Source organism: Streptomyces sp. NPDC101132, from assembly GCF_044759225.1.
In the GTDB taxonomy this organism is placed as follows: domain Bacteria; phylum Actinomycetota; class Actinomycetes; order Streptomycetales; family Streptomycetaceae; genus Streptomyces.
This window is the reverse complement of record NZ_JBIVYX010000019.1, coordinates 40,365-58,380: the sequence shown is the minus strand read 5'-3', so window position 1 is coordinate 58,380 and position 18,016 is coordinate 40,365. Positions and strand designations below refer to the sequence as shown.

General features: G+C 72.3%; 13 protein-coding genes and 1 pseudogene. 4 read left to right on the top strand and 10 right to left on the bottom strand.

Annotated features, from left to right (window positions below; all coding sequences use genetic code 11):
* Positions 1-64 precede the first annotated feature (64 nt).
* Positions 65-1,096, bottom strand: a complete 1,032-nt coding sequence (locus tag ACIQUR_RS32060) for a 3-oxoacyl-ACP synthase III family protein (RefSeq protein WP_403672037.1) — start codon at positions 1,094-1,096, stop codon at positions 65-67.
* A complete protein-coding gene (locus ACIQUR_RS32055; RefSeq protein WP_403672034.1) occupies positions 1,093-2,967 on the bottom strand; it encodes a ThiF family adenylyltransferase in 1,875 nt (624 codons plus the stop codon). The genes ACIQUR_RS32060 and ACIQUR_RS32055 overlap by 4 nt, the downstream gene beginning before the upstream one ends.
* 515 nt (positions 2,968-3,482) lie before the next feature.
* On the opposite strand from ACIQUR_RS32055, the gene ACIQUR_RS32050 reads away from it, so the two are divergent.
* On the top strand, positions 3,483-4,025 hold the full coding sequence (locus ACIQUR_RS32050) for an EF-hand domain-containing protein (RefSeq protein WP_403672031.1): 543 nt from the start codon (positions 3,483-3,485) through the stop codon (positions 4,023-4,025).
* 329 nt (positions 4,026-4,354) lie between these two features.
* A pseudogene (locus ACIQUR_RS32045) lies at positions 4,355-4,888 on the top strand (response regulator); the annotation flags it as partial.
* 108 nt (positions 4,889-4,996) lie between these two features.
* On the opposite strand, the gene ACIQUR_RS32040 reads toward ACIQUR_RS32045, so the two are convergent.
* Genes ACIQUR_RS32040 through ACIQUR_RS32030 form a run of 3 tightly spaced genes read right to left on the bottom strand, consistent with a single transcriptional unit; the run spans position 4,997 to position 8,801 of the window.
* Positions 4,997-7,144 carry a xanthine dehydrogenase family protein molybdopterin-binding subunit gene (locus tag ACIQUR_RS32040; protein ID WP_403672028.1) on the bottom strand — a complete coding sequence of 716 codons (2,148 nt, stop codon included), beginning with the start codon at positions 7,142-7,144 and terminating at the stop codon, positions 4,997-4,999.
* The gene (locus ACIQUR_RS32035) at positions 7,141-8,178 is read right to left on the bottom strand and encodes an FAD binding domain-containing protein (protein ID WP_403672025.1); all 1,038 of its coding nucleotides are present in this window, start codon (positions 8,176-8,178) and stop codon (positions 7,141-7,143) included. The genes ACIQUR_RS32040 and ACIQUR_RS32035 overlap by 4 nt, the downstream gene beginning before the upstream one ends.
* Positions 8,175-8,801 carry a 2Fe-2S iron-sulfur cluster-binding protein gene (locus ACIQUR_RS32030; protein WP_403672022.1) on the bottom strand — a complete coding sequence of 209 codons (627 nt, stop codon included), beginning with the start codon at positions 8,799-8,801 and terminating at the stop codon, positions 8,175-8,177. Before ACIQUR_RS32030 ends, ACIQUR_RS32035 begins: the two co-directional genes overlap by 4 nt.
* A 319-nt stretch (positions 8,802-9,120) precedes the next feature.
* Here ACIQUR_RS32030 and ACIQUR_RS32025 point away from each other — a divergent pair, with 319 nt between their 5' ends.
* Together ACIQUR_RS32025 and ACIQUR_RS32020 are read left to right on the top strand one after the other, a co-directional pair.
* Complete coding sequence (locus tag ACIQUR_RS32025) at positions 9,121-10,011, top strand: SDR family NAD(P)-dependent oxidoreductase (protein WP_403672019.1); 891 nt, start codon at positions 9,121-9,123, stop codon at positions 10,009-10,011.
* Between the two features lie 85 nt (positions 10,012-10,096).
* Positions 10,097-10,678, top strand: coding sequence for a TetR/AcrR family transcriptional regulator (locus ACIQUR_RS32020; RefSeq protein WP_403672016.1), 582 nt, complete (start codon positions 10,097-10,099; stop codon positions 10,676-10,678).
* Positions 10,679-10,880: 202 nt separating this feature from the next.
* On the opposite strand, the gene ACIQUR_RS32015 is transcribed toward ACIQUR_RS32020, so the two are convergent.
* From ACIQUR_RS32015 to ACIQUR_RS31995, 5 genes are all read right to left on the bottom strand, one after another.
* The gene (locus tag ACIQUR_RS32015) at positions 10,881-11,939 is read right to left on the bottom strand and encodes a hypothetical protein (RefSeq protein ID WP_403672013.1); all 1,059 of its coding nucleotides are present in this window, start codon (positions 11,937-11,939) and stop codon (positions 10,881-10,883) included.
* A gap of 283 nt (positions 11,940-12,222) precedes the next feature.
* Positions 12,223-12,621, bottom strand: coding sequence for an Imm50 family immunity protein (locus tag ACIQUR_RS32010; RefSeq protein WP_403672010.1), 399 nt, complete (start codon positions 12,619-12,621; stop codon positions 12,223-12,225).
* Positions 12,608-13,060 (bottom strand): Imm50 family immunity protein, encoded by a 453-nt coding sequence (locus tag ACIQUR_RS32005; RefSeq protein WP_403672007.1) that lies wholly within the window; start codon positions 13,058-13,060, stop codon positions 12,608-12,610. Before ACIQUR_RS32005 ends, ACIQUR_RS32010 begins: the two co-directional genes overlap by 14 nt.
* Positions 13,061-13,093: 33 nt before the next feature.
* Positions 13,094-13,363 (bottom strand): hypothetical protein, encoded by a 270-nt coding sequence (locus ACIQUR_RS32000; RefSeq protein ID WP_403672004.1) that lies wholly within the window; start codon positions 13,361-13,363, stop codon positions 13,094-13,096.
* Positions 13,360-18,012 (bottom strand): putative T7SS-secreted protein, encoded by a 4,653-nt coding sequence (locus ACIQUR_RS31995; protein WP_403672002.1) that lies wholly within the window; start codon positions 18,010-18,012, stop codon positions 13,360-13,362. The genes ACIQUR_RS32000 and ACIQUR_RS31995 overlap by 4 nt, the downstream gene beginning before the upstream one ends.
* Positions 18,013-18,016: the final 4 nt, after the last annotated feature.

Genomic DNA, 18,016 nt, shown 5'->3' with positions numbered 1-18,016 from the left:
GGGGGAAGTGGTGGGCGAACGGGGGAAGAGGACGCCGGGCGGCCGGTGGCACGCCCGCGAGGGGTCAGGGCTGGCGCAGGACGAGGGTCGCCCAGTGGAACCCCGCCCCGATTCCGGAGACGACGAAGGTGTGCCCGGGGCGGAGCCCGCCCGTGCTGATGACCCGGTGCAGGGCGGTGAGCACGCCTGCCGATCCCGTGTTGCCGAGTTCGTCCAGCGTGACCGGCATGCGGGAGGCGGGGATGCCGAGCCGCTGCTGCGCGGCCTTCAGGATGTTGAGGTTGGCCTGGTGGAGGAAGTAGTGGTCGATGTCCTGCGGGGTCATGCCCGCGCGGCCGACGGCGTGGGAGATGCTTTCCGGCAGCCGGGTGGTGGCGGTGTCCCAGACCGCGCGGCCGTCCATGGCGACGTAGTGGCCGCCGGAGGAGACGCTGTCGGCGCTGGTGGGCCGACGGGACCCGCCGGCGGGGACCTGGACGGCGTAGGACAGCTCGGATCCGATGTCGTACGCGAGGAGTCCGGCCCCCTCGGTCCCGGTGCTGCTGAGGACCACGGCCGCGGCCGCGTCGCCGAAGAACACGCCGGCGGTACGGTCGGCGGGGCTGATGATGCGCGAGGCACAGTCGGCTCCGACGACCAGCACCTGCCGGAAGCACGGGTTCTGGAGCAGGTGGGCGGCCAGGAACAGGGCCTGGACGCCCGACGCGCAGGCGGCCTGGGACACGTCCAGGGCGACCGCCCGTGCCGCCCCGAGGGCGTCCTTGAGGATCACGGAGGTGGAGGGCATCGGCTGGTCCTGGGTGTAGCTGGCCACGATGACGGCGTCCAGGTCCCGCGCGTCGGTGCCCGAGGCGCGCAGGGCCGGGAGGGCCGCGGCGCGACACATGTCGGAGGTCGCGAGGTCCGGCGCGAGCCGCCGCCGCTCACGGATGCCGGTGCGGGAGGTGATCCAGTCGCCGTCGCGATGGGTGACCCGGGTGATCTCCTCGTTCGTGACGACGGTCGGCGGGACGTGGATTCCGCTTCCCGTGAGGGCGAAGGACCCCGACGGACCGGTTCCGGTGTGGGAGGCGAGGGGCAGCAGGCGGGTGCTCATGCCAGAACGCTCCGCTCCGCCGAGGTCAGAACGGCGAGGTCGGCGTAGAAGCGGCCCGAGGGGCGCGGCAGCCCCAGCAGGATGCGCCGGGCCGCCTCCGCGGTGAGCGCGCCGCCCAGCGCGACCCCGGACGCCAGTTGGGGCCAGCTGCTCAACGTCGTCCCCAGGCGGGCGATCGAAGCCTCCAGCTCCGCGCTGATGCCCTCCCGGTCGACCATGGCGAGGATCACGTCGACCTTCTCCTGTGCCGAAAGGTCCTTGAGATCCTCGGAGGTGGTGTCGCCGAGGATCCCGTGCAGGAGCGGACGTTCCGGTTCCAGGTCGAAGCGCTCCACGTCCAGCAGGCCCCGGTCGTTGGCGTCCATGACCACGGGGACGCGCAGCTGCCGTGCCCACTCCCGGGCCGCGAGCTTGACCTGGGGGTCGTCGCACTCCTCCACGAGCAGGTCGATGCTCCCGTGACCGCCGGTGAAGAACTCCGCCATCGACGCGCCGTCGAGGCCGCGGGGAAAGATCTCGATGTCGAGCCAGGGGTCGATCTCCGCCATCTGCCGGGCGGCGATCACGCACTTGTTGAGGCCCAGGTGGTGCACCCCGGCCCGGAGCCGGTTCAGGTTGGAGACGCTGAGCGCGTCGAAGTCCGCCAGCTTGTACGCGCCGGCGATGCCTTCCATGGCGAAGGTGAGCGCGGCACTGCTGCCCACCGACAGACCGATGATGCCGACCCGGCGTTCCAGCAGATGCCGCTGCTGGGGTCGTTCGATGCGGCCGCGGTTGCGGTCGGTGCGGACCAGCCGGAACTCGTCCCGGGGGAGCAGGTGGACGAGGCGTCCGGACCAGGGGTACCACACCCAGGTCCCGTACTCCCGGAGCGACCGTCCCGCCAGCTGCCCGGCGACGGCCCGCTCCACGGCCTCCGGGGACCGGCGCAGTGCGGGCTCCCGACAGGTGACCAGCTCCACCAGCTGCTCCGCGACGGTGTCCGCCACCTCCCGCACGGTGCCTGAGGCGAGCAGGGCCTCGAAGGCCGCGGCGTCCGCGGGCTGCTGCAGGTCGAACAGGCCGGGCCGCCAGCGGGGCTCGTCCCCGTTCACCTCCGTGACCGCCGGTGTGACCGCCCGCGAGGCCACCGGCGGGGCCGCCGGACGGGCGCCGGGACCGGAACCGGCCTCGTACGGCCGGCCTGCCTCGATGTCCGACACGGGCCTCACCAGCCGGGGGAAGTCCTCTTCCAGGTCGGCGACGAGGTCCTCGTACGCGCCGCAACCGCCTGTGGACCGGTACATCATCACCACGACGTCCTCCGTGTACCGTTCCACGTACCGGCGGGTGCCCGCGACGTGCCGGAAGCCGAACCGCGCGTGGAAGAGGTCCTGTCCGTCCGCGGTGCCGGACGTGCCCACCATGGCCTTGGCCCCCAGGTGGCGGGCCGCCGCGATGGCCACCGCGTTGAGGTGCACGCCGAGACCGAGCTTGCGCGCCCTGTGCTCCACGACCAGACGGCTGTGCTCGAACGTTTCTGCCGTGCTGAGGCCCTGCGACAGCAGGAGGTCCTGGTACGGGTCCTCGCCCAGGAAGGAACGGGTCTGGAACAGCTCACCCGTCTCGGGCGTGCACAGCCGGACGTAGCCCAGTGGCGGGCCGCCCGCCTGCCGCCTGGCCACGAAGTGCCATGCTCCGTAGTCCAGTTCCTGGTCGTCGGCGTAGACGCCGTGGTCCTTCCGGAACTCCGGCCGCCGCCCGTGGTCGAAGAGGATGCGCGCCCGCAGGTGCCGGACGTGCTCGGCCACGGCTTCGCAGCCGGCCCCGCGTTCCAGGTGAAAGGCGGTCACCAGCCATCGGGTGTCGGTCGGAACCGTCTCAGTAGGCACGAGGGCGTCTCCCATCATCAGCTCACCATCGGAACTGACTACTCCGTTGCTCGTCGGCCTGCTGAACGATCAAGAACAGGCGCCGTCACGGCGCTGGTAATCGCACTGGAGTCCGCGCACCGCCCTTCCGGGTGGCGATGTCGCCGGGGGCGCACGCCGGAGTGTTCTGGGGTGCGTGCAGCGAACGGCGTTCGGGAGGTGCGGATTTGCCCGAGCCGCCTCGCCTCCTCCTGCCCCCGTCCGGTACCCGGCGCGCGCCGAGGGAATGCGCGCCCGTGGAATCCACCGGCGCGAACCGACCGTCGTCCCCGCGCCCCTGCACCGGTCCGGTGACCGCACCCCGAACCACCGGGGCGCCACCCTGAGGAGTGGACTCCCCGCCCGCGCATACGCCGAACGGGTGGCTGGGGCGGGTGGTCCACCTCGTGCCCTCTGCCACAGTTCGCCCCATCTCCCATGTCCGGGACCCCGGGTTCCCCCGGCCCCGGAGCCGTTCACCCGAGGAAGGACCCCTGATGTCCGACGTCCTGTACGAGAAGTGCGACCGGCTGTTCGCCCTCTACGACACCGACGGCAGCGGCCGTCTCAACCACGAGGACGTGGCGCTGATGGTCGACAGGATCCTGCAGGGCAGCGCGGTGCCCGCCCAGTCGCCCAAGGCCCTCTCCCTGCGGGCGGAGTACGGCGCCTGGTGGAGGACCCTCCTCGACCACGCCGACACCGACGGCGACGGGACCGTCACCTCGGAAGAGTTCCGCACCGCGATGACGAGCCTGGTGCATGCGCCCGCGGTGGAGGCCGCCGCCCGGTCCGCCGTCGAGGCGGCCTTCAGCGCCATGGACCACGATGACGACGGTGAGATCCCCACTGCCGTGCTGATCGGCATGTTCACGCGCGCAGGGCTTGCCGCACCCGACGCCGCCGAGGCCGCGAACGCCTTCGATCTCGACGGCGACGGCACCATCACCCGCCAGGAGTACACCGCCGCCTGGCTGGAGTTCTTCACCACCGAGGACCGCAACGCCCCGGCGAGCCGGATCCTCGGCAGGCTCGCCTGACCCCGTGGGAAGGCCACGCTGACTGCGGGAGACGGCGGGCAAGTTGCCGCACGAGGCACTCGCCTCATGGCTCCGACGAAGCCCACCGGCGGAAGGGGCGGGCTGGCGTGCCGGTGACCCGTGGCACCGTGTCCCGCACCGCGAGCGGTTCGCCCCTGCGTTCTCCGCCGGTCACCCCGTCCGCGGCAGTCCCGGCACGTACACCGGACGGTGCAGCCGGCCGGGCGATGACACCGGCCGGTGTACGACAGGGTGTCCCCGTCGCGACGACGCGGCCGCCCCCCCCCCGCCCCCTCCGTAGGTTCTGGATCCTGTGCCGGCTTCCGCCCATGACGATCAAGGTGCTCCTCGCCGACGACCAGGCTCTGGTACGGGCCGGATTCAGCAGCCTCCTCGCCCGTGCCGAGGACATCCGGGTCGTCGGCGAGGCGGGCACGGGCGACGAGGCGGTCCGTGCGGCCCGCGCCGTCCGGCCCGACGTCGTCCTCATGGACATCCGCATGCCCGGCATGGACGGCCTCACCGCCACCCGGGCGATCGTCGGGAACCCCGAACTGGCGGATTGCCGGGTCGTCGTCCTGACCACCTTCGAGACCGACGAGTACGTCTTCGCGGCACTCGGCGCGGGCGCGAGCGGGTTCCTCACCAAGGAGACCGAACCGGACGACCTCCGCCAGGCCGTCCGGGTGGTGGCGGCCGGCGACGCGCTGCTGTCACCGGGCGCAACCCGACGGGTGATCGAGCAGTTCGCACACCGCCCGGCACCTCCCACCGACACCGCGGAACAACTCGCCGTACTCACCGCGCGCGAACTCGAAGTGACCCGCCTGATCGCGACCGGGCTGTCCAACGAACAGATCGCCTCGCCGCACGCCGGGACGGGCTGGGGGCATTCTCCAGCCCCGCTCGGACCACCTGCGTCGCGAGCCGGCGCGCGGCGGGTGCGCCGAGGGGAAGCCCCCGCCGCGCGTCTACGTGCCCGCGGCGGAGCCGCCCTCGTCGCCGAGGGCGGCCAGGACCCGGTCAGGGGTGAGGGGCAGCTCGCGCAGCCGCCGGCCGGTCGCCCGGCTCACGGCGTTGCCGATGGCCGCCGCGGCGCCGACGGTGCCGATCTCACCGATGCCCTTGCTCCCCATCGGGTTGAGGTGCTTGTCGTGCTCGTCGATCCAGTGGGCCTCGATGGCGACGGGGACGTCGGCGTTGACCGGTACGTGGTAGGCGGCCAGGTCGCGTTCCGCGAAGTCACCGAAGGCAGGGTCCAGGCCGCTGTGTTCGGTCAGGGCCATGCCCAGCCCCATCACCATGCCCCCGATGAACTGCGAGCGGGCCGTGTGCGGGTTGAGGACACGGCCGGCGGCGAAGACCCCCAGCATCCGGCGCACCCGTACCTCGCCGGTGACCGTGTCGGCCTGCACCTCGGCGAAGTGGGCCCCGAACGCGTGGCGCGCGTACGGGGACCTCTGCTTCGCCGACTGGGTGGTGTCCGCGGACGCGGAGAGCCCCGCGTCGGGCAGGGGCCCGTGGTGGCGGGCCAGCAGCTCGGTCAGGGCGGTGCACGCGTCGTGCACCGCCCAGCCCCAGGACGCCGTCCCGGTGGAGCCGCCGGCCACGGGGCCGGGCGGCAGCGCGCTGTTGCCGAGCGACAGCGAGACGCTGTCGAGCGGGACCCCCAGCGCGTCGGCGGCGATCTGGGCGAGGACCGTACGGGCGCCGGTGCCGATGTCCGTGGCGTTGACCTCGACGAGGTGGCTCCCGTCGGGCCGGGCGTGGGCCCGGGCGCCGGCCGGAGCGATGTACACGGGGTAGGTGGCCGCCGCCATGCCGCTGCCGATGAGGAGCGGGCCCTCCCGCCGGGGCGGCCGGCTGCCGGCCCAGCCGAAGCGGTCGGCGCCCTCGCGCAGGCATTCCACGAGGTGGCGGCTGCTGAAGGGGCGGCCGCTGTCGGGCTCGGTGGCGGGGTCGTTGCGTACGCGCAGCTCGACGGGGTCCATGCCGAGCGCGTCGGCCAGCTCGTCCATGGCCGACTCCAGCGCGTACATGCCGGGCGTCTCGCCGGGGGCGCGCATCCAGGAGGGGGTGGGCACGTCGAGCGCGGTGACGCGGTGCGTGGTGCGGCTGTCCCGGACCGCGTACATCACCCGCCCCGGTACGGCGGCCTGCTCGACGAACTCGCGCACCCGTGAGGTGTGCGTCGTGACCTCGTGGCCGAGGGAGGTGAGCGTGCCGTCGGCGCGGGCGCCGAGCCGGACGCGGTGCAGGGTGGGCGCGCGGTGCCCGACGGTGGCCGCCATGTGCTGCCGGGGCAGGGCCACGGTGACGGGGCGTCCGCAGTGCCGGCTGGCCATGACGGCGAGGACGACGTGGGGACGCGGCGTGCCCTTCGAGCCGAAGCCGCCGCCCACGTGCTCGGCCAGCACCGTGACCCGGTCCTCGGGCAGCCGGAACAGCCCGGCCAGGACGGCGCGCACCACCGTGGTGCCCTGGCAGGAGTCGTGGACGGTGAGGTGGCCGCGCCCGGCGTCCCAGTCGGCGGTGCCGGCGTGTGGCTCCATCGGGTGGTTGTGCAGCGGCGGCACCGCGTAGCGGACGTCGATCCGTACGGGCGCGGCGGCGAACGCCGCGTCCGGGTCGCCCTGTTCGCGGTGCGCGGGGTAGCCGCCGTTGGCCTTCTCCGGGGTGTACAGGCCGGGGTGGCCCTCGTGCAGTACGACGTCGTGCGGCTCCGCCTCGTAGGTGACGCGCACCGCGTCGGCGGCGGCGCGGGCCCCCTCCAGCGTGTCGGCGACGGCCAGCGCCACGTACCAGCCGCGGTGCGGTACCCGCAGGTCCTGGAGCAGCTGGAGGGTGGGGTCGTCGGACGGGCCCAGGCGCGGTGCGTCGTACGGGGTGAGGACGCCCAGGACGCCGGGCAGGGCCAGCGCGGCGGCGGTGTCGACGGCGGTGACCCGGCCGCGGGCGACCGTCGCGGGCACCGGCCAGGCGAAGGCCCGCCGCGGCAGGTGCCGCTCGGCGGCGTACAGCGCGGTGCCGGTCACCTTCTCCCGGCCTTCGAGCCGTGGGACGGGGGTGCCGAGCAGGGCCTCGGAGGCGGTGCCGAGGGTGGCGGAGGCGGAACTCATCGTGGGTCCTGGGGTCCTGTCCTGTGGTCGGTGGAACCGGGATGCGTACCGGCCAGCGTGGCGATGGCGTCGCAGGCGAGGTTGCGGGCGAGGGGGATCTTGTACGCGTTGTCGCGCAGCGGCTCCGCCCGGGCGAGCTCGGCGTCGACCGCCGCGCGCACGGCGTCGGGACGCGGCTCGGCGCCGGTCAGCCGTGCCTCGGCCGTGGTGGCCCGCCAGGGCCGGTGGGCGAGGCCGCCGAAGGCCAGGGAGATCCGGCGCACGAGGCCCGCGTCGCGGTCGAGGTCCAGTACGACGGCGACCGAGGCGAGCGCGAAGGCGTACGAGGCGCGTTCGCGGGCCTTGCGGTAGGAGGAGACGGCGCCCGGCGCCGGGGCCGGCAGCAGTACCGCCGTGACGATCTCTCCCGGACGGATGACGGTGTCCTGCTCGGGGCGGTCGCCAGGCAGCCGGTGGAACTCGGCGGCCGCGACCGTACGGGTGGTGTCGGGTCCCCCGTACAGCTCGACGCCGGCGTCCAGCGCGGCGAGGGCCACGGCCATGTCGGAGGGGTGGGTGGCGATGCAGTGCTCGGAGTGGCCGAGGACGGCGTGGTCGCGGTGGACGCCGTCCCGGGCTCCGCACCCGCTGCCCGGTTCGCGCTTGTTGCACGGCTTGGAGAGGTCCTGGAAGTAGGCGCAGCGGGTGCGCTGGAGCAGGTTGCCGCCGGTGGTCGCGACGTTGCGGAGCTGGCCGGAGGCGCCGGCGAGCAGCGCCTGCCCGAGCAGCGGGAAGCGGGAGCGCACCCGGGGGTCGGCGGCCAGGTCGCTGTTGCGGACCGTGGCGCCCACGCGCAGGCCCCCGTCGGGGAGGTCGGTGATCTCGTCCAGGGGAAGCCGGGAGACGTCGATCAGGGCGGTGGGGGACTCGACGCCCAGTTTCATCAGGTCCACCAGGTTGGTGCCGCCGGCCAGGTAGCGGGAACCGGGGTGCGCGGCGTGGGCTTCGGCGGCCTCGCGGAGACTGGTGGCGCGTACGTACGCGAAGGGCTTCACACGATCACGTCCGCATCCGCACCGGTCCTGAGGGCCGCGGCATCGGCGGCGGCCCCGGCGACGGCCCGGACGATCGCCGGGTAGGCACCGCAGCGGCACAGGTTGCCGCTGAGCCGCTCCTGGATCTCCTGCGCGGTCAGCGCGGCGGCCCCTGCCCGGGCACCGGCGGCGGTGACGCGCGACGGGTCGCCGGCGGCGGCTTCGCGCAGGGCGCCGACGGCGGAGCAGAGCTGGCCGGGGGTGCAGTAGCCGCACTGGAAGGCGTCCTGCTCGATGAAGGCGCGCTGGAGCGGGTGCAGGGCGCCGTCGGGCCCCGCGAGGCCCTCCACGGTCGTGACCGCGCACCCGTCGAGGGTGACGGCGAACAGCAGACAGCTGTTGGCGCGCCGGCCGTCCACGAGGACGGTGCACGCACCGCACTGCCCGTGGTCGCACCCCTTCTTGGCGCCGGTCAGGTCCAGGTGCTCGCGCAGGGCGTCCAGCAGCGTGACGCGGTGGTCGAGGTCGAGGTCGTGAAGGGTCCCGTTGACGCGGACGCTCACGGGGGAGCGGGTCTCGCCTGCGGCCCCTTGCCCCGGCGTGCCGTGCGCCGGCCGGGGCGGCGGTTCGGATGGGTGTGCCACGACGAGCTCCCTGTCGTCCACGGGGGGAGGGTCGTCCGCCCCTGCCCAGCCTCGGCCCTCTCACACCCAACCGCGCCGCACACCTCCGGCACCCCGCCCCGTCCTCCCCCGTACGGCCGACGCGCGCGGGCGAACGCCGCAGCCGACGCGGGCTGCGGCGCGAGGCCGCCCCGTGCGGCTGCGCCCGTCGCGCGGTCACACCGTCCCCCAGGGCGAACGGCACGCAACCTCCCGGCGGCGCAACCGGATGACCCATCCGCTTCTGCTATCGTCATCACCAAGCGGATGACCTATCCGATTTATCGGGCTGGAGGAACGCATGAGGAAGACGGCTGTGGTCACGGCAGGGACCGCCGGCATCGGCCTGGAGACGGCTCTGGGACTGGCTGCCGCCGGATTCTCGGTCACCGTCGTCGGGCGCAGTGCCGACCGAGGCGCCCGGGCGGTCGACCGGATCAACGCGGTGGACCCGGCGCGCCCCGCCCGGTTCCTGCCCGCCGACCTCGGCTCGCTCGACGGCGTGCGCGCGCTCGCCGGCCGGATCGCCGGCGACCACGCCGCCTCCGGCGAACCGCTGACCGTGCTGGTGAACAACGTCGGGGCGATGTTCGCGGAGCGGCAGGAGCTGGGCGGCGTGGAGGCGTCGTTCGTCGTCAACCACCTTTCGCCGTACCTGCTGACGGAACTCCTGCTGCCCACGCTCACAGCCGGTGCGCCGAGCAGGATCGTGAACGTGACCTCGGGTGCGGTGGGTGTCGCCAAGCGGGTGTTCGACGCCGTCGAGCCGCCCGGCGGCTACTACGGCTTCCACTGGTACGGCCGCGCCAAGCTCGCGAACCTCGCCTACACGCTCGACCTGGCGTCACGGCTCGACGGCACCGGCGTCTCGGTCTTCGCCGCCGACCCCGGAGGCGCCGCGACCGACATGACGAACGGCACCCTGACCGACCCGAAGATCGTCTCACCGGCCCTGCGGCTGCTGTGGCCGCTGGTGCGCCGCAGGTTTGAACGCTCCACCGCGGGCCCGGCATCCGAGGCCGCCAAGTCCTCCATCGTCGCCGCCACCGACGAGTCCCTGACGGGCCGGACCGGCATCCTCATCGACGCCACGGCACGCCCGGCGGCGCCACTCCGGACGGCCACGGACCCCCGCGTCGCCGACGCCGTACGCCGACTCAGCCGGCAGCACGCACCCCTGCCGGCGCCCTGACCCGCCAGGCCGGCGCGGCACGGGCGGCCCGGCGCGGCACGGGCGGCGGGGCCATCCGGATGAGCGATCCGATTAGCATGCCCCCATGACCACGACACCACTGCGCAAGGACGCGGCCCGCAACTGGGGCCGGATCGTGGCCGTCGCCCGCGAGCTGGTCGACCAGGGCACGCCGTTGCAGCTCAACGACGTCGCCCGCCGCGCCGGACTCGGAGTCGGCACCGTCTACCGCCACTTCGCCACGCCCGAGGCGCTCCTGGAGGCCGTCGCCACCCCCAGCCTGGAGAGCCTGACCGCCCACGGCAGGCAGGCGCTGGCCGACACCGACGCCTGGCGGGCCCTGGAGAGCTTCCTGACCCGCACCGTCGAGGCGCAGGTCACCGACGCCTCCCTGGCGCCGGTCGCCGCCGCTTCGGACGACGCCCTGCCGCGCACCACGGAACTCAAGGCGTCCCTGTGGTCGACGGGCACCACCCTCCTCGACCGAGCCCGCGCGGCCGGGGCGGTCCGCCCCGACCTGGCCGCGGCCGACCTGGTCCCGCTCATGTGCGGCATCGCCTACGCCGTGGACGTACACGGCAGCGCTCCGGCAGACCGCATCCCCACCGCACACCGCTACCTGGCCACCTTGCTCGGCGGCCTGCGAGCCACCCCGACGACGGCGTGAGAACCCCTCCACCGCATTCCGGGACAACCCTCGCCCTGCCACAACCTCAACCCCGCCGCACCGGGGGAGGAGACGGGAGTTCGGCGACCTTCCCCCGGCCGGGGACATCCCAGTCCGACGTGCGCGGCGCGGTGGCCCTCCTGCACGAAGGGGGTGCGGCAGCGGCAGACGAAGCCCAGCGGCAGCCGGGGCCGGGCACCGGCTAGGGCTTCAGGGCCCCGGCCTGTACTGACTTCAGCCGGTCGTGGGCCATGCGGGCTCGGGTGAGTGCCTCGTTCTCGTCGGCTTTGGAGTCGCTCAGGAACTCATAGGTGAGCTGCATGATGGCGTTGCCCTCGCGGATCGCGATGACGATGGTCCGTGAGGAGTCCTTGGGGTAGGCGCGGGCGGTGCTTTCGTCGCCGAGCTTCGGGAACCCCAGATCTGTGGGGGTGCCGTACGGCCTGTCGAAGGGGACGTCCTGCTCCTTGAGGATCGGCAGCCGGGGAAGCGCGGCGCTGGCCGTCGCTTCCGATGGGCAGGCGTTGATGAGGAACCGTGCGAGTTTGTAGTCCTTGCCCTCCACCCCTCCGTCCACCTCGTACAGGACGGACTTGGCGCTGCAGCCGTCCGGCTGGTACCTGGCCTCGGTGCGGGAGAACAGCGCCCAGTTCCCGGGCACGTCGTCCGGCCGGGGCATTGCCAGTTCGGCCTCAGCGGCCGTGAGCACGTGCCCGCCACCTGTGCCGTCAGTGCTCTGGCCGGCACTGTCCGAGGGGTGCGTCTGCGCGGGGGGAGTCCTCCGATGAGAGCCGTCGTCCGTGACCACCAGCTGACGGGCGCCGTAGACAGCCAGCGCCAGCACCGCGACGGCCAGCATGATGACGACACCCGCCAGGGCCCGGCCTCCTGCGGTGTTGTTGATGGTGAGGGGACCCAGCGAGATGGGACTGCGCGAGATGCGGCTGCCCGTGATCACCACCGTGTCCCGGTAGGACCTGGTCGAGGTGTCCAAGAGCATGGTGAGCCGGCTGTGCAGGTCCGGGTCGGTGGTGATCTCCTCGGCCAGGGCCCCCTCGGCCTCGGTTCGTGCGGCGGTGTCGCCGGGGTCGGCTTCGAGCGCGCTCAGCGCGGCCTGTCCCCGTCGGCTCCGTCCCAGCCCGCTGCGGACCAGCGCGGCCACGGTCGTACTCCCACGGTCGACGAGCGCCGTCGCCGACGCCCCGGCCAAAGCCGCCAGCAGGCTGGTGACGGCCGCAGCCGCCAGCTCCGAACTGTCCATGCATCTCCCCCTGATGTCCGTTCGAAGAACCATCATCGCCACCGACAGCGCTCCCGGACCCGGTTTGACCGACAGAGGAAGACGGATCGGCCGAGGAGTCCCCGGATCACCGGTCCCAGGCTCTGCAAGCCCAAGGCGTGGCGCCAGTGCCGGTGGACCTTGGGGCCCTCGGAACTCCCCGCGGTGTCCGGGCGGCTGCCGGCCGGCGACGGCCGGACGCGGCCTGGGCGCTGCCCCTGGCGCCGACATCAGTCGAAACGGCGTCAAGGTCTCCGCGGAGCGGTTACGGACTGCCCTGGAGCTGGACTCCCGGGTCTGCGAGGGAGACGGCGGCCGCGGTGAACTCCATCGCGCGGTGCGGCCCGGTCACGGAGACGGTGAGGGAGCCGTCTCCGGTCGGGCGGAGCGACACCTCGCGCTTGTCGTCGGCGAGCAGACCCCGGAGCCGGAACCCTGCGACACCGGTGAACACCAGGGAGAAGAAGAAGGTGTTGTACGACCGGCCGTGCCACTCCGGCCGCGGTCGGTCGGGCAGGGTGTGCGTCTCGAATCGCAAGGTGACCGACACGTCCCGCTCGTCGACGTGTACGGAGAACAGCAGGCACTCGGCGAGGTCGGGCGGAGTGTCGTACAGGTCGTACAGCTCGGCGAGCGGGTCGCGGTCGGGGTCAGAGGTGTTCATAGAACGTCTTTGCGGTCGTGGGTGGAACAGTCCGGTGGAGCCGGGCGTCGAGCTTGCGCAGGAACTGGTGCGGGCCGGCATCCCCGCCGTCGGCGGCGCGCTCGTAGACGCTGACGTGCCCGGCGAGCAGGGAGGCGTTGGAGGTGAAGCGGAGCCTGGTGCCCGCACCACTGACGCGGACGTCCAGCCGGTGCCCGGGCAGTTCCTCCAGGGTGACGTCCACCGTGACGGGCGGCTGCCAGCCCTCCATCTCGAAGTCCTCGACGTGCGTGAACTGCAGATGGCACTGGACGGTGTCGCCCGGTGCCCCCTCCCACCGGTCCGCGAAGCGCGGCAGGTCCAGCCGCAGCGTGACGGTCGGCGCCCAGCCGTCGAGGTTCACCGACCGCAACCGGACCCCGGTCAGCGGGGGCAGCTCGTCGTAGAGGGGGTCGAGCACGCCGGCCCGGTTCGCGACCCGTGGCCAAAACACCTAGGCGTCACCGCGCAGTCGGCGGGCGATGTCGATGTCCGTCTGCAGGGCGCTGAAGCGCGGGTACGGTTCGCGGGTCGCGTCGAGGACGCAGACGTGAAGCCGGTCGCCTTCCTGGGGAGGCGGCACGCTCGCGTCCCACCACGACGGGTGCTTGACCTGGTCGATGAACCCGAACACGCCGCTCATGCCGTCCACCTCGACTCTCGCTCCCACCGGCGCGACCCCGACGACGGTCACGTCGAGCTCCTGGTGATCCTGGAACCTCAATTCGGCCCTCCGAAGATTTCGATCCAGCTGCGTCGCTGGGTCAGTGCGTTGAAGCGGTCGAGCTTGTCCACGGGTATCTCGAACTCGATGCGTGGTGCGCCGTTCGGTCCGTTCCTGTCATGGACCTTCGCATAGTCGCCGAACTCCTCCAGGAAGCTCGGGTGCATCTCGTACTTGACCATGCCCTTGGCGAAGTTCGCCCCGGTGGGTCCGGCGTACTCGGCTGCCACCCCCCGTTCACCGAAGTAGATCTTGCCGTCCGAGAGAATGCCGCCGCCGATGTCCACACCCGGCTGGTGGTTCGCCGGGTTCGGTCCGTGGTCGAGCTCGTACTGGGCGTGGGCACCCTTCGGTGTGCGGTAGATCGGGATGTAGTCCGGGGCCAGACCCAGGTGGTCCGTCCACGCGTGAGGGTTCATCACGTACGTGGAGGGGTTCGGCGCGGGGCTGAGCCCGAGGGGGTCCGGGGTGGCGTAGCGGCCGTTCTCGGGGTCGTAGTGGCGGAAGCGGTTGTAGTGGAATCCGGTCTCCGGATCGGCGTACTGGCCCGGGAAACGCAGGGGTGTGTAGGCGCTGCTGTCGGCTGCCCAGGCGGTGACGCCCCACAACGTGCTGCGCATGTGCCAAACCACGCGCCCCGACTCGTCGACGAGCTCGGTGGGACTCCCCACCAGGTCGGTGACGATCGCGAAGAACCGGGAGTCGACCACTTCACGGGACGCGTCGAGGATCCGCTCGGTCTGCGCCGCCGGCCGGAGGTCCAGATGGTCCCAGGTGAGGGCGACCACGGCGGACTGCTCGTCCGAGGTGCTGGTCTGCTCGCAGAGCGTGTCACCGTCCCAGGTGAAGTCCACGCGCTCGGCGACCGTGATCCCGTCGTCGGCCAGGCGAAGTTTGGCCGTGCGGCGGCCGAGCGGGTCGTAGCGGTATCGCCAGAGCGTGCCGTCGGGCGTGGTCGCGGAGACCAGACGGTCCTCGTCGTCCCAGGTGTAGCGCCAGACGTCCGGCTTCCGGGACAGTCGCGCCTTCCGCCGCGCAGTGACCCGGCCCAGCTGGTCGTGCTCGTAATGCACCGCTCCGGCGTGGGTGATGCGGTTGCCTTCATACCCGCGTTCGCCCGTGGCCTCGTGGCCCGGGTGGTTGGCGGGCCAGGCCGCGAGAGTCTGGTTGCCGGCTTGGTCGTAGGCGTACGCCTCGCTCCAGCCGGCCGCCACGACCGCGGTGACCCTGCCGACCGGGTCAAGCTCGTACTCGTGCCTCGCACCCTCGGCTTCCATCGCCGTGAGGTGGCCATCGGCCCGGTACGTGTAGCTGCGATGACGCACTCGGGCGCCACTCGGCCCGGTGAGCGTCTGAGCGGTGAGGCGCCCGGCAGGGTCGAAGGCCTGGTGGAGGAGGAGCGCGTCTCCGACGCGACGTGCCACCTCCCGGCCCGCCGCGTCGTACGCGAAGGAGAGGGAACGGCCGGACGTCGTCATGGTCGCGCGGCGACCGGCTGCGTCGTAGCTCCAGGTCGTGGTCGCGCCGGTCGGTGTGGTGCGGCTCGCGCGCCGCCCGAGCTCGTCGTAGGTGTACGTGAGCACACGGCCGTCGACGGTCTCCTTGAGCAGGCGGCCCTCGCGGTCGCGCAGCAGTGTGACGGCCGTACCGTCGGGGCCCTCCGCGTGTGCGAGCTGGTCGGTGACGTCGTACGCGTAGGTGGTGACCGCGCCGTCGACGTCCTTGCGGACTATCTGGTCGAGTTCGTTCCGTTCGTACGTCGTCGTCCGGCCCAGCGCGTCCGTCCGGGAGACGAGGCTGCCGGTTGGCCCGTGGGAGTAGTGGACGGTGCGGTCGTCGAAGTCCCGCTCGGAGGTCAGCCGTCCCGCCGGGTCGTAGCTGTAGTTCCAGGTCAGGCCCCTGGGGTTCGTGACCTCGGTGAGGCGGAGCTCGGCATCGTGCCGGAACGTGTAGCGGACTCCGTCGGGTCCCGTGCGCGCGGTCAGGACGTCGAACTCGGTGTACTCGTAGCGGCTGACTCCGCCGAGCCGGTCGCTGTGGCTGGTGCAGTTGCCCTCACCGTCCCAGGTCCAACTCTCCGTGGCCCCGTCCGCGTGGACGCGCCGTGCGAGCTTTCCTTCGACGGTCCAATCCAGATGAGTGGTGGCACCGCTGGGGTCGGTGATCGCGGTGGGACGGCCGAAGCCGTCACGTACGAAGCGCGTCGTCGCACCGAGCGGATCGGTCACCTCCAGAGGGAGCCCGGCACGGTCGCAGCGCATGGTCGTCGTGTGGCCCAGAGGGTCGGTGACCGACGTGAGAGCACCGGAGTCGTTGTAGGTGAAGCGGGTGGTCCGGTGCAGAGAATCGGAGGTCGCGACCCGGTTGCCGCGCTCGTCGTACTCGTGGTGGACGGTCTGGCCGTCGGGTCGTCTGATCCGCGTCGGCAGGCCGAGCGCATTGTGGCGAACTGTGGTTTCGCGCCCGTCGGCACGGATCACGGAGACGAGGTTGCCGTGATCGTCGTAGCGGTACGACGTGGTGCGGCCGAGTGCGTCCGTTCGGGCGAGCAGTTGGTCACGCCGGTCGCGCACGTAGCGCGTGACGTGGCCCAGCGGGTCGTAGTCGGCGACGATCCGGTAGGTGTCGTCGACCAGGTAACGGCGCGTGTGGCCCTCGCCGGTGACCGTCTCGGTCACGCGGTGACCCGTTACCGCGTCCACGGCGTCGTACGAGAGCCGCAGCACCATGTGTCCCTCGCCGCCGCCCTCCGCGACGCAACGGTCCTGCTCGTCGTACTCGTACGTGTACGAGTGGCCGTTCGTGTCGGTCCAGGAGGTGATGCGTGCCCGCTCGTCGTACGTGAAGCGGAGCGGCAGTCCCGACGAGTTGGTGACGTCGGTGAGGTTCCCGTCGGTATAGCCGTAGCCGAGGATGCGCGGGCCGCCGTCGAGGTGAAGGGCGGTGATGCGGCCGTCGACGGTCTCGAAGCGCAGGCGGTGGCCACCGGAGTGGGAGATCCCGAGCGGGGCTCCGTGCTCGTCGTACTCGAACGCGACCAGATTGCCGTTGCGGTCCTCCAGCTGGGCGACAGCGGCTATACCGAAGCCGTCCGGGTCGCCCGCGGGTGGAGTGAAGCGGCGAACGTGCCCGGTGGCGGGGTCGGTGACGGTCCAGTGGCCGTCAGGGGCCCGCTCCAGCGGCCGGCGGGGTGCCGACGGGGACAGGGGCATGACGGGCACGCCGGGAGCCGCATGTGGGTAGGCGACCAGCAGCCCGTCCTCGGTGACGAGGACGAGGCCTTCGGCGTCGACCTCCAAGTGCTGGTCGATCGTGGACGACCAGGTGGGACCGAACCACCGGCCGCTCGTGTACCCCGACTCCGCGCGGCGGGTGAACGCCAGCGGCAGGGTGCCGGGCAGCACGACGTCCGTCTGGGGCAGGAACATCCGCCCGGTGGCCAAGTCGATCGGGTCAGTGTTGTCGAACCGCTTGGCGATGTCGGGAGTCTCCGACATGTGCGGGCCGCGGCCGTTCAGCGTGCTGCGGCTCGGTCCTGGGATGTCGTCGGCCAGCTTGGCGACTGCCGCGGTCTTCTTGAGGGCGCCCAGGCCCTTGCTGCCGACGAGCTCGGGGATGAGCTTGCCGATGCCCTCGGAGGGGTCCTTCATGAACTGGTCGATCATCGTCTTCGCCGTGCCGACGGGGTCGTTGGCGGCGGTGATGAGACCGGCGGCGGTGGAGTTGAGGGAGGTGAGGTAGGTGGCGGGGTGGGTGAGGTTGTACGGGTCGGTGGGGTTGACGGAGCGGACGAAGTTGAGCATTCCCGCGGTGCCCTTGACGACGCCGCCGACCAGGTGGTTGGCGTCGATGGTCATGGCGATGACGCCGTCCTCGAGCTGCTCGGCGTAGGAGGGCTTCGGCGGTGCCATGTCGCGGGCCGCGGCGATGGCGGAACGTGCCGTCTCGGCCGCCTCGTTGCGCTGGTTGCGGGCTTCGGCGACCTTCTCGTACGCGGCCTTCAGTCCGGCCGCGCCGGGGTCCTTGAAGCCGTCGGGACGGGGCGGCAGGTCGTCCTTCTTCTCCTTGACCGCGTCGTTGTACGCGTCGACCTTGTCGTTGTAGGCGGTGCGGGCGTCCTCGGAGGCCTTCTTCGCCGTCTTGTACTCGGCGATCGCCTCCTTGGCCTGGCCCTGGGCCCACTCGACGGTCTCGGCGAAGCGGGTCAGCGCGCCGTGGGCCTTCTCGAAGGCGTCGGCGGCCTTGAACCACTTGGGCGGTTCCTTGGCGGTGCTCTCGCCGAAGGCCGTGGCGGTCTGGCCCTTGATGGCGCTGGAGTCCAGACCTTTGATGCCGGTGCCGACCTTGTCGAAGTTCGCCTGGAACTTCGCCAGGTGGTTGGCGTTCTCGCGGATCTTCGACACGCTGCCGTAGATGATCTTGGTCGGGTCCTCGGTCTGGTCCAGCTCCAGCTCGGCGACGTCGGCGCCCAGCTGGTTCGCCAGGGAGCGGGACTTGTCCCTCACCCAGTCCCCGGCGTCCTCCAGTCCCGCCTTGTCGGCCAGGTCGGCGGTCTTGTCGCCGAGCCATTCGACCCCGTTGCCGATGCCCTCGACGGCCTTCTCCGCCCCGTCCTCGATGAAGTCCGGGGTCCAGTCGCGCCAGCCCACTTGC